Source organism: Saccharopolyspora sp. ID03-671 (assembly GCF_045278815.1).
In the GTDB taxonomy this organism is placed as follows: Bacteria; Actinomycetota; Actinomycetes; order Mycobacteriales; family Pseudonocardiaceae; genus Saccharopolyspora; species Saccharopolyspora ipomoeae.
Genome location: NZ_CP134054.1, coordinates 6064186 through 6079388, shown reverse-complemented (window position 1 = coordinate 6079388; position 15203 = coordinate 6064186). Strand labels below are relative to the sequence as shown.

Genomic DNA, 15203 nt, shown 5'->3' with positions numbered 1-15203 from the left:
CCCACCGCGAGACCACCGCGGGACGCAGAACGGGTCACGTCGCGGCGGCGGCTTCCAGGGACGGGAGGAACCGGTCGAGGGCGTACGGGAGGGACAGCGGTGACGGGGTGTTGAGACCGGCGATCGTCGGGTAGGCGAGCACCTCGACCGTGCCCGGGAGCTGGGCGAAGCCCGGGATGCCCGCGAGGGCCGAGCGATCTCCTCCGGTCACGAGGAAGGCGACGAGGTCCGCGCGCAGCAGGTCCACGCGTTCCGGGCTGACCCTGATCCGCGCCTGGTGGGTGGCGGTTCCCGCCTCGACCACCGGCGGGTGGATGCGCATCCCGAGCGAGCGGAAGAGCTGCGTGGCGCCGTCGTCCTCGTCGGCGACGAGGTAGATCGCGTCGCCCACCACGTACCGCCCCATCGCGAACGTCTTGCCGCGCAGCCCCGGCAGGCGCCGCGCGGTCTCGGCGATGCGGCCCTCCACCGAGGACACCACCCGCTCGGCCTCGGCGGGCCGGTCGAGGAACCGGCCCGCCGTGCGGACCAGGTCCTGCCAGGCCGGCACCGAGTCGGCCTGGGACGACGCGGCGATCGTGGGCGCGACGCGGGACAGCAGCCGGTAGGTCGCCGGATCGGTGATCGCGTAGGACGACACGATCAGATCCGGCTGCAGCGCCAGGATCCGCTCGACCGGCACGCCGCCCGCGACGTCGATGCCGACGGCGTCCGGACCGAGCCGCTCCCACGGGACCTGACCCGCCGGCATCATCCGGTCCACGCCGTAGCCGACGGGCTGCACCCCGAGCGAGAGCAGCACGTCGGTCCACTGCCGGTCGAGGCTCACCACGCGCTTCGGCACGTGGTCGATCGTGGTGGTCCCGAAGCGGTGCTCGACGGTGACCGGCGAGGCGAGACCCCCGCCCCCGGAGTCGTGCCCGGCGGGCGCGCAGGCGGTGACGCCGAGCAGGACTAGGAACAGTGCGACCAGCCTCATGACCGGTGAGGCTAGCCCCGCCCCGATCTCCCGGGAACCCGGAAGATCACCTGCGTCGCAATTCCACCGGAAGTCCGTCCACGGGCACCGGCAGCGAGACGTAGTCCCACTTCACCTCGTAGCCGCGCGGCACCGTCCAGGTGTAGCCGCGCAGCATCTCGTGCAGCAGCGCCTTGACCTCCAGCGTTCCGAAGTGCAGCCCGATGCACTTGTGCGCGCCGCCGCCGAAGGGCACCCACGCGAACCGGTGCGACTTGTCCTCCCGGCGCCCCTCGGCGAAGCGCTCGGGGTCGAAGTCGAACGGGTTGCTCCAGTGGTCGGCGGAGAAGTGGTTCAGGAACGGCGAGACGCCCACCATCGCCCCGGCCGGCAGGTGGTGGCCGAGGACCTCCGTGTCGCGGACGGTCGTGCGCACCATCGACGGCACCGGTGCCACCAGCCGCAGCGACTCCTTGATCACCAGGTCGAGGGTCTCCAGCTTCTCCAGCGCCTCGATGTCGGGGACTTCGTCGCCCAGCGCGAGGGATTCGGCGCGGGCGCGCTCCTGCCACTCGGGGTGCTTGGCCAGGAAGTAGGCGACCGCGGTGCTGGTGATCGTGGAGGTGTCGTGGGCGGCCATCATCAGGAAGATCATGTGGTTGATGACGTCGTCGTCGCCGAACTGCTCGCCGTCCTCGCTGCGCGCGTGGCACAGCGCCGAGAACAGGTCGTCGCCCTCGGAGCGGCGGGCGCGGCCGATGTTGTCGGCGAAGTAGCGCTCCAGCAGCTTGCGCCCGTTCACGCCCGCGGCCCAGCGGGTTCCCGGGACGGGGTAGCGCACGATGGCCGTGGCCGCGCGGACCGAGTCGACGAAGGCGCGGTTGATGCGGTCGGCGTCCCGGCCGCTGCGCTGGTCCATGAACACGCGCGTGGCCACGTCGAGGGTGAGCTGCTTGAGCAGCCAGTACAGCCGCGGCCGGTCCTGGCTCCCCCAGGCCCCGACGCCCTCGCGCAGCGTCGGACCCATCTGGTCGACGTAGCCGGTGAGGCGCTGCCGGGTGAAGGCCTGCTGCATGATCCGCCGGTGCGACATGTGCTCTTCGAAGTCCAGCAGCATCAGGCCGCGGTGGAAGAACGTGTCGATGAGCGCGCGCCAGCCGCCCTGGGAGAACGCCTTGTCCTTGTTGATCAGGGCGATCGAGGTGGCTTCGGGCCCGCCGAGGGTGACCATCGGGCGCCCGAGCGAGTGCGCCCAGGAGATCGGGCCGTAGAGCTGGAACCGGCGCAGCGCGAACGTCGGCCCGTAGCGCATGAAGTCCAGGGAGTGGCCGATGAGCGGCGGTCCGGCGTCGCCGAGGATGGGTTTGAGCCCGCTCCCGGGCGGTGGCGGGGCGAGTTCGGTGACGGGCCACCGCTTTTCGAGGATGCGTTGGTCCACCGACCGCGGCAGCGGTAGCGACGTCAGCGGCGGGACTCGTCGTCGGATCGCTTCGTTGACCTTCTCCAGCTGGAAAACCACTGCTGCTCCTCACCCTTGAAGAACGGCCCCGTTCGGGGAACGGGTGGGTCCTGCCGAGTTTCAACCGATCGTCGAGCAACACCCCCGGCAACGGCTTGAGCGGGAAGAGACCTCAGCACGCAAGAGGAAGATCAGCTCTGGAACTCAGCGGAACGGGCTCTGACACGGCTCGTCGTGGGCAACGTCGTCCGTCCGATAGTCGCACCGCAACACCCCGCGGTCAATGTCACACCAGAACTGGCACGTGCCCACCCGCACCACCCGTTCGCACCCCGAACCCCCAGCTCACACCCCCGCGCGCCACGCCCCTGAGTCTCGCCCTACGAGCGGGGAGGGGGAGGCAGGGGACGGTTTTTCCTGAATTGTCCGGGCATAACGGACATTGATCATGGTCAATTCGAGGAAAAACCGTCCTCTGGTGAGGGACGCGATCAGAGGGTGTCCATTGTGGAGATTCGCCAGGTGTTCTCGGGAGTTCTGGTGAGGGTCACCCGGATCCTGGCGCCTTCGATCAGGGGCGTGGGGTGGCGGGAGCTCGTGGTGAGCTGGTTGATGAAGGCGAGCAGGACCACCTCGTCGTCGGTGGCCGTGACCACGCCCAGGGCGGAGAGGGTGGTGCGGGTGGTGATGCGGTCCCGGGTGGCGGCGGGGCGGATCGCGGTGCGCTGGAGTTCGAGGTAGTCGCGGGCGAAGGGGCCGGTGACGGCGCGGGCTGCGGTGGCGAGGTCCCGGTCGAGCGTGTCGTGGCTGTAGCCGAGGACCTCGGGGATGTGCTCGGCGGCGGCGCGGGTGGCCTCGGCGCGGGCCTCGTCGAGGCGGGTGGCGGCGGCCTGGCGCTGGTGGAGCACCGCGACACCGGCGGTGGCGGCCAGCAGGATCGCCACGACCAGCAGCGGGACGAGCGGGCGGCGCTTCGGCTTCGCGGGCGTGCCGGTGTCGTCGACGACGTCGGTGGCGGTCATGGCACGAACTCCAGGTTGGCGACGAGCCAGGTCTGCGCGGTCTTCTCCACGGTGATCCGCAGCCGGTACTGGCGCTGCTCGCCCTCCGGCGCGGCGGCGTTGCCGACGGTGGCCCGCACCGCGGCCAGCGCGACCGCCGTGCGTCCGTCGGAGCGCTCCAGCGCGGCCTCGACGACCTCGCCCCGCGAAGTCACCTGCGAGCCGGTGACGATGTCGCGGAACGCCGTGGCCTGCGAGGCGAACTGGTCCTTGAACGCGCCCGTCGCCATCCCAGCCAACCGCCGGGCGTCCTGGTCGATGGTCCGCGCGCTGAGGTTGGTCAGCCCCAGCGCGGCCTGCCGGGCCGCGGCCACGGCCTGCCGGTCGGACTCCTCCTCCTCGGCCTCGGCCTGCGCCGTCTGGTGGAACCGGGTGCCCAGCACGGCGAGCCCGATCAGCAGCAGCGCCGCCGACACCAGGCCGACCGCGCGCCTCACTTCAGCAGCAGATCGCGCCACGTCCCCTCCTCCGCTCTCGGGTGTTCCCGCACGTCGCCCAGCAGCACCAGGTGACCGTCCGGCAGCATCGCGTTGCCGGTGTCCGGGTCGTAGGTCGCCACGACCTCGGCGGGCGCCGCGCCGCAGGAGGCCGCGGTGGGCCCGCGACGGCGAGGGTCGTTGGCGCACGGGTAGTTCCGGGCGCCGCGGATCGAGCGCGGGTCGTCCGGCGCGACCTGGCAGTGCTGGTCCCGCGGGACCGCGGCCGGCGACTCGTCGTCGAAGGAGCGCTGCTGCGACATCGGCGCGTAGCCGGAGTAGCACGGCGGCGGGTTGTTGACCGAGATCCGGATCCCCAGGTGCGCGCTGCCGGGCGCGGCACCGGGCTGCTGCACGACGCGCTGCAGCGCCGCCGTCACCGCCGGGTAGAGCACCAGGGTCTGCGCCACGCCCGGCAGCTGGGTGCGGATCACCTGACCGGTCGCACCGAGGTCGGTGAGCAGCTGCGGCAGCGCGGGCGTCAGCCGCTGTTCCAGGCCGATGAGCTGCTCGGCGGCGGGCGGGGTGCGGGCGAGCAGTCCGCGCAGGTCCTGATCGCTGCGCCGCAGCTGCTCGGTGAACGAGGCCAGATCCCGCAGCGCGGAACGGGATTCGGGCGCGATCTGCTGCTGGGTGCGCAGGAACGGGCCGAGCTGGTGGATGAGGTCGACGGTGGGTTCGAGGTGCAGCCCGGCCTGGTGCAGCACGGTCCGGGTGTTCTCCAGCAACGTCGTCACCTGCGGTTCCTCGCCGCTGAGCCCGGTGGTGAGCTCGTCGAGGACGATCGCGAGCTTTTCCTGCGGGATCGACGCGGCCAGGTCGTCGAGGCTGGTGATGAGCTCGTCGGCCCGCGGTAGCGTCGTGGTGGCCGTGATCCGGTCGCCGGGGCGCAACCAGGGCGGCCCGTCCCCGTCGGGGGTGAGGTTCACCGACTGCTCCCCGATCGCGGACTTGCCGCGGATCGCGGCGCTCACCCGGGCCGGGACGCGCACGTCGTCGTCGATGCCGAGGGTGGCCACGGCGGTGCCGTCACCGAGGTCGACCGAGCGGACCTTGCCGATCTCGACGTCCCGGTAGCCCACCATCGCCCCCGGGTAGAGCCCGGTGGCGTCGGGGAACACGGCGATCACCTCGTACTGCCCGAAGCCGAGCAGCTGGCGCAGGTCGAGGTAGTTGACCAGCACCGTGCCCACGCCGAAGACGGTGAGCGCGGTGAACACCGCGAGCTGGATCCGAACCCGCCTGGTCAGCATCAGTTCCCTCCCAGCAGGTCGCCGAGCAGCGGGATCGCCGGGTCCGGTGGCGGGTTCTCCGGCGGTGGTGAGGGCGGCGGTGGCTCGATCGGCGAGCCGACGCCCAGCGGCCCGCGGATCGGGTCGGTGGCCTGCAGCGCGGTGCGCGCGGCGTCGAGGACGGGTTCGGCGGGAGTGCCTGCCAGCAGCCCGGATTCGAGGCTGGGCACCGAGAGGTCCAGCGTCACGGCCAGGTTCAGGAAGTCACCGCGGATGACCTTCCGGTAGGTGCTCAGCGGGAACAGCAGGGTTCCCAGCGTGTCGAGGGATTTCGGCACGTCGTCGCCCGCCGCGACGAGCTGCTGCAGCGACGGGCGCAGGTCGTCGACGACGGCCAGCAGGTCGTCGCGGGAGCGGTCGAGGACGTCCGTGCCGACCGCGCCGAGCCTGCTGGAGGCGTCCAGCGCGGAGCGGAGCGAGTCGCGCTGCTCGTTGAGCACCCGGATGCCCGGCCCCAGCTCGTCGACGGCGCGTCCGAGGCGCTGGGAGTTCGCGCGCAGCCGCGCCGCGAGGCCGTCGACGGCCTCGATCGAGCGCACGATCTGGGCCTTCTGCTCGTCGGCGGAGCGGGCGAGGGCGCCGAGCTGGTGGATGAGGTCGCGGGTCTGCTGCTCGTTGCCGCCCAGCGCCCGGTTGAGCTCGTCGGTGATCACCCGGACCTGCCGGAGCCCGCCGCCGTTGAGCCACAGCGACAGCGCCGCCAGCAGTTCCTCGGTGCCCGGGTAGCGGTTGGTGCGCTCGGCGGGGATGACGGCGCCGTCGGCGAGCCTGCCGACCGGATCGGGCGGGGCGGCGAGCTCGACGTACTGGGCGCCGAGCAGGCTCTTCTGCCCGACGGCGGCCACGGCGTTGGCTGGCAGCACCACGCCCGGGTCCAGGCCGATCTCGACCTCGGCCTGCCAGCCGTGCAGACCGATGCGGCGGACCGCGCCGACGGTGACGTCGTCGACCTTGACCTCCGAGCGGGGCACGAGGTTGGCGACGTCGGCGAAGCGCACCACGACCCGCCGCGCGTCGCCGCCGCTGCCGGGGCCTCCGGGCAGCGGCACCAGCTGGGCGCTGTCCACCGAGCACCCGGCCAGCAGGCAGCTGATCAGCAGCAGGGCGAGTCCGCGCATCACGGGCCTCCCGGTGCGGGCTGCTGGTGGGGCGTTCCGGTGCGGTGCAGCGGGTCGAGGCCGATCGGCGGGTAGGGCAGGTCGAGGGGCTTCAGCAGCGGGTCGAGCGCGGCGCGGCAGTCGTCGATGGTGCCTCCGGCGGAGAACACCATCTGGCAGGTCAGGCTGGACGCGCTCGCGGTGTAGGGCATCTGGACGCGGGTGCTGGCCGAGCCGGTGCCGGGTTCGTAGACGTTGTAGAGGTTGGCCAGCGTTTGCGGCGCGACGTGCAGCACGTCGGCGAGGTCCCCGCGACCGGCGGCGAGGGTGGCGCCGACGTCGCGGAGTTCGCCGACGGTGTCCCCGAGCTGCTGCTGGTGCGTGCGGGTGAACTCGGTGATCGTCACCAGCGCCCGGTCGGAGGCCGCCAGGGCCCGGCCGAGTTCGGCGCGGTTGTCCTCGGCGAGCGCGCTCAACGAGGACAGCTGCGTCGAGAAGGCCTTGAGCTGCTCCTGGCTGTCGTTGAGCCCGGCGGTGAACTCGTCGAGCCGGCGCAGGCTGGTGAACAGGTCCTCGCTGCCCGCGGCGACCGTGCCGGAGGTGCCGGCGAGCTGGTCGAGGGTGCGGCGGAACTCGGCGCCGTTGCCGCCCAGGTTGTGCGCCCCGGCCTCGATCGCCCGCGACACCGCGCCCTGGCGGTTCGCCCCGCCGGGGCCCAGGGCCCGCGCGAGTTCGGTGAGTTCGGCGTTGGTCTGGTCCCACTCGGCGGGCACGGCGGTGCGCTCCACCGGGATCTCGGCCTCGTCGGCCAGCACCGGCCCGCCCCGGTAGACCGGCGCGAGCTGCAGGTACCGGCCGCTGACCAGGCTGGGCGCCACCAGCGCCACGGAGGTGTCGGCCGGGACCTTCCGGTCGGCGTCGTAGCCGAAGCGGACCCGCACGTGGTCGCCCTCGGGCACGATCTCGTCGATCTCGCCGACCCGCACGCCCAGCACCCGCACCTCGTCGTCGACGTGGATGCCGCTCGCGCTCGGGAGGTGGGCCGTGGCGTGCTTCTGCCGCTCGGCGGTCAGCAGGTGGATCGCACCGCCCACCAGCAGCGCGCCGATCAGCAGCGCCAGCGCTCGCCGGATCATCGGGTCCCCCTCCCCAGCAGGTCCTGCAGCCCCGGAACGGCGTTGGTGGGCGGGATGTTCGCGAAGTAGGCGTCCAGCGCGGGCATCGTGGACAGCACCTCCCCGAGGGTGCGCAGCATCGGCACGGCCTCGTGCAGGGCGGCGGTGAGGTGGTCGCGGTTGTCCCGCAGGATCGCCACCGCCGAGCGGAGTTCGGTCAGCGCGGGCCGCAGCTGGGCGTCGTTCTCGCGCGCGAGCGCGTCGAGCTGGTCGGCGGTCGTGGTGAGGTCGGCCAGCAGCCGCTCGATGGCGGCCTGGCGCTGGTTGAGCGCGGTCAGCAGCGCGGTGCCCTGGTCGAAGATCGTCCGCAGGTCCTGCTGGTGCTGCGCCAGCACCTCGGTGGTGGCGCGCGAGTGCTCCAGCAGGGAGCGCAGTTCCGCGTCGCGGGCGTTGACGCTCTCGGCGAGCCGCCGCAACCCGCTCAGCGCCCCGGGCACGCTGCGCGCGGTGCCGTCGAGGGTGTCGGCGACGGCGGTCAGCGCGGTGGTGAGCCGGTCGGTGTCGAGCCGCGAGGTGGTGTCGGTGAGGCTTTGCAGGGCTTGGGTGACGTCGTAGGGCGCGACCGTGCGCGACAGCGGGATCTGGGCGTCGTCCGGCATCTCCCCGGGCCCGGCCGGGCCGAGGCTGAGCGCCTTCTCGCCGAGCGCGCTCTGCGCCTTGATCGCCGCGGTGCTCTCCTCCCCCACCCGCAGGTCGGGTTCGTCGACGGTGAACGACACCAGCACGTCGGTGTCGCGCAGCTCGACGTCCTCGACGCGGCCGACGGTCATGCCCGAGACCACCACCGGATCGCCCGCCACCAGACCCCCGGCCTCGGAGAACACGGCGTGCAGGCCGCGTCCGGCCAGCAGCGGCGAGATCGCGTCCCCGCTGAGCGAGAGCAGCACGACGGCGGCGAGCACCACCGAGCCGATGACGCCGAGCCGGGAGTCGTTCACGTCAGTTCCCGCCTTCCTCGGCGCAGCGCCGCACGTCGCTGTCGATCCACGGGGTGTAGAGGTAGCCGCCGGTGGGGGTGCTGGTGCGCACCCGGACGCTGCACAGGTAGGCGTTGAAGAAGTTGCCGTTGACGCCGATCCGGCCGATCCGCCGGTAGGCCTCGGGCAGCTCGCGCAGCGCGGAGCGCACGTCCTCGTCGTGGGCGTTGAGGGTGCCCGCGATGGTGCGCAGGTCGCTGATCTCGGCGCGCAGGTCGGGCCGCAGCCGGGGCAGCAGGTCGGCGGTGGTGGCGGTGAGGCCGTGCAGGTGGTCGACGGCGCCGGTGATCGAGCCGCGGTCGGCGGCCAGCCCGTCGACGAGCTGCCGGGTCTGCCCGATGACCTCGGAGACCTGCCGGTCGTGGGCGTCGAAGGTGGCCAGGGCGGCGTCGAGGTTGCTGATGACGTCGCCGATGAGCCGGTCCCGGTCGGCGAGGGTGTGGGTGACCGAGGCCAGCGAGGTCAGGAACGAGTCCAGCGCCCCGGCCTCACCTTGCAGCACCTGGATCAGCGAGCCGGAGAGCTGGTTGACCTGCTCCGGCGAGAGGGCTTGGAACAGCGGCTGGAAGCCGCCGACGAGCACGTCGAGGTCGAGCGCGGGCGCGGTGCGCTGCAGCGGGATCACCGCCTCGCCCAGCGGCGCGCCGCCGTCGCCCTCGGCGAGCTCCAGGTAGCGGTTGCCGACCAGGTCGCGGTACTTCACCGCGGCGCGGGTGCCGGTGGTCAGCGGGGGCGCGCCGGAGACCGTCATGGTCACCAGCACGGTCGCGTCGGGCCGCATCCGCAGGTCCTCGACCTGCCCCACGCGCACGCCCGCGACCCGCACCGGGTCGCCGGGTTCGAGGTAGGACACGTCGGAGAACTCGGCCCGCACCTCGGTTTCGGTTCCGGCCCTGCGGGTTTCGCCGAGCAGCAGCGCGATGTAGCCGGCGGCGAGCGCGGCGATGGTGAAGAACACCCCGAGCTTGACGACCTCTCCCCTCACCGGCCACCTCCCAACGGCGTGAGCGGGCCGAACAGGTAGACCGCGAGCAGCTCCGGGTTGACCCGCGCGGTCTCGTCGGTGCCGGGGTACGGGTTCGCGCCGGTGTCGTAGTCGACGTAGGGCGGGATGCCCCGCACCTCGGGCAGGCCGTGGCAGTCGGGCCCGGTGTCCACACCGGTCTTGGGCAGGTCCTGCGGGTGCTGGTAGGCGGGGATGCCGGGCAGCATGCTGACGGTGACGTGCGTGTTGGGGTGCGTCCCGCCGAACTCGGGCCCGCCGGTGACGGCCCGGATGATGTCGCCGTTGTGCACCACGCCGCCGAAGAAGCACGGCACGACCGGCGAATACCGCTGCAGCAGACCGGTTGTCGGCTCCAGATCGTCCAGCGCGGACACCAGCGGGTCGCCGTTGGCGTCCAGGAACTCGCCGGTGCCGTTGCCGAGCTCGGTCAGCGACAGCAGGAACCCGGCGAAGGCCCGCTCCTGCTCGACGAGCGTGCCGCCGGTGCCGCCGAGGTTGCTCGCGGTGGCGGTGAGGTCGTCGGTCACGTCGCGGTAGTGCTCGGCGACGGCGGTGACCTGCGGGAACCGGGATTCGAGCTCGGGCAGGTTCGGGTTGAAGGCGCGCAGGTAGCCGTCGGTGTCGGCGATGAGCGCGCGGATCCGCTCGCCGTTGCCCTGCAGCGACCCGGACACCGAGGTCAGGGCCGCGTTGAGCTTGCTCGGCGGCACGCCGCGCAGGGTGTCCATGACGTGGTCGAAGGTGTGGTCCAGCTCGACGTTGACGCGCGTGCGGTCCAGCACCGCGCCCGCGGCGATGTGCTCGCCGGTGTCGCGACCGGGCCGCAGCTCCACGTACTTGGCGCCGAACACCGTGGAGGGCACCAGGTTCGCGGTCACCTCGGCGGGGATCCGCTCGGCCTGCTCGGGATCGAGCTCGACGGCGACGCGGGCGCCGGTGCCGTCGCTGGTGACCTCGCCGACCGAGCCGACCTCGACCCCGCGCAGCTTCACCGGCGAGCCCGGTTCCATCAGCAGCCCGGAGCGGTCGGCCAGCACGGTGATCGGCACGACGCGGTCGAAGGCCCGCTGGTACTGCGCTACCGACAGCACCGCCAGCAGCGCGACGAAGACCGCGAACCCGGCACCGATGAGGACGTACCGCGAATTCACCGGCCTCACCCCGAGATGTGGACCGAGGAGGCGGAACCGTAGATGGCCAGGTCGAGCAGCAGGTCGACCAGCATCACGCCGATCAGCGAGCCGCGCACCGCCTTGCCCACCGCCTGCCCGACTCCCGCAGGTCCGCCGCGGGCGGCGAAGCCGTGGTAGCAGTGCACCGACATCACCACGACCGACATGGTCAGCGCCTTGACGAACGACCACAGCAGGTCGGAGGGCACCAGGAAGGCGCTGAAGTAGTGGTCGTAGGTGCCGCCGGACTGGCCGTAGGCGACGGTGACGACGAGCCGCGTGGCGGCGAACGACCCGAGCACGGCCAGCGAGTACAGCGGGATGATGGCCACGAACCCGGCGATGATCCGGGTGGTCACCAGGTACGGGACCGACCGGATCGCCATCACTTCGAGGGCGTCGATCTCCTCGCTGATGCGCATCGCCCCGAGCTGCGCGGTGAACCCGGCGCCCACGGTCGCGGTCAGCGCCACCCCGGCGATGACCGGCGCGGCCTCCCGCGTGTTGGCGTAGGAGGAGACGAACCCGGCCAGCGCCTCGACGCCGATGTTGGCCAGCGAGGAGTAGCCCTGCAGCCCGACCTCGACGCCGATGGCGGCGGTCATGAACACCACGATCACCACGGTCCCGCCGATCACGGCCAGTCCCCCGGTGCCGAGGCTGACCTCGGCGATGAGCCGCACGACCTCGCGCTTGTAGCGCAGCAGCGCCGTGGGCCGAGGCGTAGACGCGGCCGTGGAAGACGACCTGCCGCCCGGTGTCCTCCAGCTTGCGCAGCGGCACCCGGATCACCTGGGAGCGCCTGGATTCCCCGATCGCCACCGGGCTCACCCCCTCGCCTGCAGGAAGACCGCGGTGATCAGGGAGTTGGCGGCGAAGAGCAGGATGAAGCTGAACACGACGGTCTGGTTCACCGCATCTCCGACGCCCTTCGGCCCGCCCCTGGCGTTGAGCCCGAGGTGGCAGGCGACGAGTCCGGAGAGCAATCCGAACACGGCCGCCTTCAACTCGCTGACGAGGAGATCATCGATTCCGGTGAGCAGCGTCAGGTTCGCGAGGAAGAGCCCGGCGCTCGCGTTCTGCACGAGCACCGAGAACAGGAAGCTGCCCGCCAACCCGACGAAGGTGACCAATCCGTTGAGCGCCAGCGCCACGACCGTCGAGGCCAGCACCCGGGGAACCACCAGGCGCTGCACGGGATTGAGACCCATCACGCTGAGCGCCTCGATCTCGTCGCGGATCTTGCGCGCCCCCAGGTCGGCGCAGATCGCCGTCGCCCCTGCTCCGGCGACCACCAGAACGCTGACCATGGGCCCGATCTCGCGCACCACCGCCAGCCCGGCGCCCGCCCCGGCCAGGTCGGTCGCGCCGATCTCGGTGAGCAGCTGGTTGAGCTGGAAGACGACGATGACGCAGAACGGGACGGCCACCAGCAGCGTCGGCACCACCGACACGCTCACGATCATCCAGGACTGCTGCAGGAACTCCCGGAGCTGGAAGGGACGCCGGAATCCCTGCCGGAACACCTCGGCGGACAAGCGGTAGAAGGAGCCGACGGCGACGCCGATCCCGGACAGCGCTGAACTCGCCATCGACCGACCTCCCCCCGCGCAGGCGGCGATTCACCACGTCGAAGATTCGTCTTCTTCACGAACGTCGAAGGAACGAGACCGAGAAGTGCACGTGCACGAGCGAAAACGGCGACGGCTGGTCCGGCAGTGCGGACGATGGTCGCATCACGCACCCCTACCGTCAACAACCGCTCTTCGAAACACCGCCCAGCGGAACGGAACCCGAATCGACGGCTGCTCCATCGAGGTGAAAATGCCTCAGCGGGACTGGAGAACTCGTCCGTCGTCGTCGTTGTCGTTCACTCTGGAGAGTTCCGCCGGGAGTTCGGTGCGCTTGCGGACGTTGAGCTTGCGGTAGACGCGGGTGAGGTGCTGCTCGACGGTGCTGACGGTGATGTAGAGGCGGCGGCCGATCTCGCGGTTGGTCTGACCGCGCGCAGCGAGCTCGGCGACCTTGCGCTCGGCCTCGCTGAGCAGCGGGGCGCCGGCCCGGGGCGGAGCGGGTTCCGGGCGGGGGTCGAGGTGATCGCGGAGGCGGTGCGGCAGGACCTCGGCCTGGCAGGACTTGGCCATCTGATCGGCCTTGCGCAGCACCAGGCGGGCGTTGCTGAGCTGACCGAGCTCGCTGTGGGCCTGGCTGAGATCGGCCAGCGCGCGGGCCAGCTCCAGCCGGTCGTCGACCCGCTCCAGCAGTCCGATGGCCTCGCGGAGCACCGCCACGCGCTGGCGCGGTTCGCTGCAGGCGGCCAGCACCCGCAAGGCGATCGCGCGGATGCGCACGCCCCCGGTGTCGTGGCCGAGCTGCTCGGCGACCAGGTCGCGGGCCTCCCTGCGGCGGCCCAGCAGCAGGTAGGTCTGGGCGAGGTCGCTGCGCCACGGGATCGCGGTCGGCACCGCCGGGTCGCCGCGGCGCATCCGGGCGGCGACGCGCTCGAAGGCGTCGAGGGCGGCCAGCGTGCGGCCGGTGGCCAGCGCGTGCCTGCCGGTGGCGTGCAGGTGGCGGACGCCGAAGGTGGTGCCGGCCATCTCCTCCGGCACCGGTCTGGCCAGCAGTTCGGCGGCCACGTCGTGGCGCCCGAGCGCCGAGTTGACCAGGATCAGCGTCGAGTGAGGCAACCCGACCAGCACGCCCCAGCTCTGCGAGTGCAGCAGCCGCAGCGCCTCCTGGGCCTGGGTCTCGGCCGCGATGAGGTCGCCGCGCCGCCACGACATGTCCGCCCGCACGGCGGTGATCAGCGCGCGGGCGGTGGTGGCGCCCTGCCTGCGGGACTGAGCGGCCACGGTCTCGCACCAGTGCTGGGCGCGCTCGGTGTGCCCGGCGTGGTCCAGGGCGAGCACGGCGGCGGCCGCGGCCTCGGGCAGCACGTCCCCGGCGCAGCTCTGCAGGACGTGCTCGGCGGCGCGCAGCACCTCGCCCGGTGCGTCCCGGGTCCAGGCCCCCATCAGGTGCGCGGTGTGCTGCCAGCGGATCTCGCCGACCTCCAGCGCCGCCGGTTCGGGCAGCGCGCCGTGGATCCACTCGGCGGCGATGCGCAGCTCGGCGGCGGCGCGCGGGTGCGGCTCACCCGCGTGCGCGCGGGTGGCGCGCAGCAGGTCGCAGGGCTGCTCGCCCTGCCACAGCCGCAGTCGGGCGACCGGCACCGCGTCGCGCCAGGACAGGTCCCGCCGGTCGGCGAGCGGGCCGAGGTGGCGCACGGCCAGCGACGGGTTGATCCGCCACGCCGCGCGCACCAGGGCGCCGCGCAGCTCGACGCGTTCGCCCTCGTCCTCGGTGGCGGTCAGCGCGAGCTGCAGGCAGCCGACGGCCAGCTCGGCGTCGTCGACCAGGGACTGCTCGGCGGCGTAGCGCAGCGGGCGCAACGCCCACCGGCCGGGGACCTCGCCGGCAGCGGTGAGGTGGCGGGCGACCTCGACGGCCGGGGCGCCGCGCCGGTGCAGCAGCTCGGCGGCGCGCGCGTGCAGCCGCACGGCCGCGGCGGCGCCGAGGCTCTCCAGCACGACATCCGGATTGCGCAACCGGTGCTCGCGCAGCAGGCCGGCGGCGTCGAGGGCGTCCAGGACCGGGCCGACGGCGCGGGCGCTGCGCTCCAGCAGCTCGGCGACCAGCTCCCGCGACGACTCCTCGCCGAGGATCGCCACCGCCTCGGCGACCGGCAGGAAGTCCGGGTCCCATCGGGTCAGGCAGTCCAGCACGGCGCGGCGGAAGCGGGGCCCGACCGCCAACCCGTCCTCGACGAGCGCGCGCAGCAGGAACGGGTTGCCACCGGTGAGCGCAAGCGCGGAGGCGGCGCGGTCGGCGTCGCCGATCAGCTCGGCGACCCCGGACTCCGACAGCGGGACCAGGTCGATCCGGTGGTCCGGTTGGCGGACCAGCTCGGCGTGCAGCGACTCGCGGGTCAGGTTCGGCCGCTCCCGCTCGGTGAGCACCAGCAGCACGCGCGACGAGGCGATCCGCCTGCGCAGGTAGAGCAGCACCTGCTGGGACTCGGGGTCGGCGAGGTGCACGTCGTCCACGGCCAGCACCAGCGGGTCGCTCCTGGTCAGCAGCGCACCGATCTCCTCCAGCGCGCGGGCATCGAGCGGCGAGGCGGCGCGCTCGCGCACGTCCTGCCCGGTGTCGGCCAGCAGCTGGGTGATCACTCCCAGCGGCAGGTCCCGCTCGGCCCGGGAACCGACGGCCCGCAGCACGGTCGCGCGCTCGCCCGCGAGGTCACCGAGGGCGTCCAGCAGCGCGGTCTTGCCGGTGGCCATGCCACCGCCGATGACCACGACGCGGCCGCGGCCGCGCTCGCAGTCGGCCAGCGATTCGGATAATCGGGCTAACTCGCTGGTTCGTTCGGTCAACATCGGTGAACTCCACATTTCCGCTCGCGCAACGGTTCTCGGCTCGTGACCGGTGCCGATGCGCTGAGTCGCCGCTTACACACCGCTCCGACGTGGCCGGTCGCGACGCGGTTCC

At 72.5% G+C, this 15203-nt stretch carries 12 protein-coding genes and 1 pseudogene; all 13 read right to left on the bottom strand.

The annotated features are described in order from the left end of the window. Positions 1-34: 34 nt before the first annotated feature. Positions 35-979 (bottom strand): ABC transporter substrate-binding protein, encoded by a 945-nt coding sequence (locus REH65_RS28170; RefSeq protein WP_406689800.1) that lies wholly within the window; start codon positions 977-979, stop codon positions 35-37. Between the two features lie 46 nt (positions 980-1025). Then, positions 1026-2477, bottom strand: a complete 1452-nt coding sequence (locus REH65_RS28165) for a cytochrome P450 (RefSeq protein ID WP_281453528.1) — start codon at positions 2475-2477, stop codon at positions 1026-1028. Positions 2478-2908: 431 nt separating this feature from the next. Further along, positions 2909-3439 (bottom strand): hypothetical protein, encoded by a 531-nt coding sequence (locus tag REH65_RS28160; protein WP_406689799.1) that lies wholly within the window; start codon positions 3437-3439, stop codon positions 2909-2911. Then, the gene (locus REH65_RS28155) at positions 3436-3936 is read right to left on the bottom strand and encodes a hypothetical protein (RefSeq protein ID WP_406689798.1); all 501 of its coding nucleotides are present in this window, start codon (positions 3934-3936) and stop codon (positions 3436-3438) included. The genes REH65_RS28160 and REH65_RS28155 overlap by 4 nt, the downstream gene beginning before the upstream one ends. After that, positions 3912-5207 carry an MCE family protein gene (locus REH65_RS28150; RefSeq protein ID WP_406689797.1) on the bottom strand — a complete coding sequence of 432 codons (1296 nt, stop codon included), beginning with the start codon at positions 5205-5207 and terminating at the stop codon, positions 3912-3914. Before REH65_RS28150 ends, REH65_RS28155 begins: the two co-directional genes overlap by 25 nt. Continuing rightward, a complete protein-coding gene (locus REH65_RS28145) occupies positions 5207-6364 on the bottom strand; it encodes an MCE family protein (RefSeq protein WP_406689796.1) in 1158 nt (385 codons plus the stop codon). The genes REH65_RS28150 and REH65_RS28145 overlap by 1 nt, the downstream gene beginning before the upstream one ends. Continuing rightward, on the bottom strand, positions 6364-7479 hold the full coding sequence (locus tag REH65_RS28140; protein WP_406689795.1) for an MCE family protein: 1116 nt from the start codon (positions 7477-7479) through the stop codon (positions 6364-6366). Before REH65_RS28140 ends, REH65_RS28145 begins: the two co-directional genes overlap by 1 nt. Continuing rightward, entirely contained in the window at positions 7476-8456 is a 981-nt protein-coding gene (locus REH65_RS28135; RefSeq protein ID WP_406689794.1) for an MCE family protein, read from the bottom strand. Before REH65_RS28135 ends, REH65_RS28140 begins: the two co-directional genes overlap by 4 nt. A gap of 1 nt (position 8457) precedes the next feature. Further along, a complete protein-coding gene (locus tag REH65_RS28130) occupies positions 8458-9480 on the bottom strand; it encodes an MCE family protein (protein ID WP_406689793.1) in 1023 nt (340 codons plus the stop codon). After that, positions 9477-10652: an MCE family protein gene (locus REH65_RS28125; RefSeq protein WP_406689792.1), complete on the bottom strand. Its 1176-nt coding sequence runs from the start codon at positions 10650-10652 to the stop codon at positions 9477-9479. The genes REH65_RS28130 and REH65_RS28125 overlap by 4 nt, the downstream gene beginning before the upstream one ends. A 5-nt stretch (positions 10653-10657) precedes the next feature. Next, positions 10658-11441, bottom strand: a pseudogene (locus tag REH65_RS28120) (ABC transporter permease). A gap of 59 nt (positions 11442-11500) precedes the next feature. Beyond that, positions 11501-12265, bottom strand: a complete 765-nt coding sequence (locus REH65_RS28115; RefSeq protein WP_281453537.1) for an ABC transporter permease — start codon at positions 12263-12265, stop codon at positions 11501-11503. A gap of 237 nt (positions 12266-12502) precedes the next feature. Then, on the bottom strand, positions 12503-15091 hold the full coding sequence (locus REH65_RS28110) for a LuxR C-terminal-related transcriptional regulator (RefSeq protein ID WP_406689791.1): 2589 nt from the start codon (positions 15089-15091) through the stop codon (positions 12503-12505). Positions 15092-15203: the final 112 nt, after the last annotated feature.

Excerpts from the sequence above, each read along its gene's own strand:
- REH65_RS28110 (WP_406689791.1), bottom strand. The coding sequence starts at position 15,091 with ATGTTGACCGAACGAACCAGCGAGTTAGCCCGATTATCCGAATCGCTG.
- REH65_RS28145 (WP_406689796.1), bottom strand. The coding sequence starts at position 6,364 with ATGCGCGGACTCGCCCTGCTGCTGATCAGCTGCCTGCTGGCCGGGTGC.
- REH65_RS28150 (WP_406689797.1), bottom strand. The coding sequence starts at position 5,207 with ATGCTGACCAGGCGGGTTCGGATCCAGCTCGCGGTGTTCACCGCGCTC.
- REH65_RS28170 (WP_406689800.1), bottom strand. The coding sequence starts at position 979 with ATGAGGCTGGTCGCACTGTTCCTAGTCCTGCTCGGCGTCACCGCCTGC.
- REH65_RS28140 (WP_406689795.1), bottom strand. The coding sequence starts at position 7,479 with ATGATCCGGCGAGCGCTGGCGCTGCTGATCGGCGCGCTGCTGGTGGGC.
- REH65_RS28115 (WP_281453537.1), bottom strand. The coding sequence starts at position 12,265 with ATGGCGAGTTCAGCGCTGTCCGGGATCGGCGTCGCCGTCGGCTCCTTC.
- REH65_RS28160 (WP_406689799.1), bottom strand. The coding sequence starts at position 3,439 with ATGACCGCCACCGACGTCGTCGACGACACCGGCACGCCCGCGAAGCCG.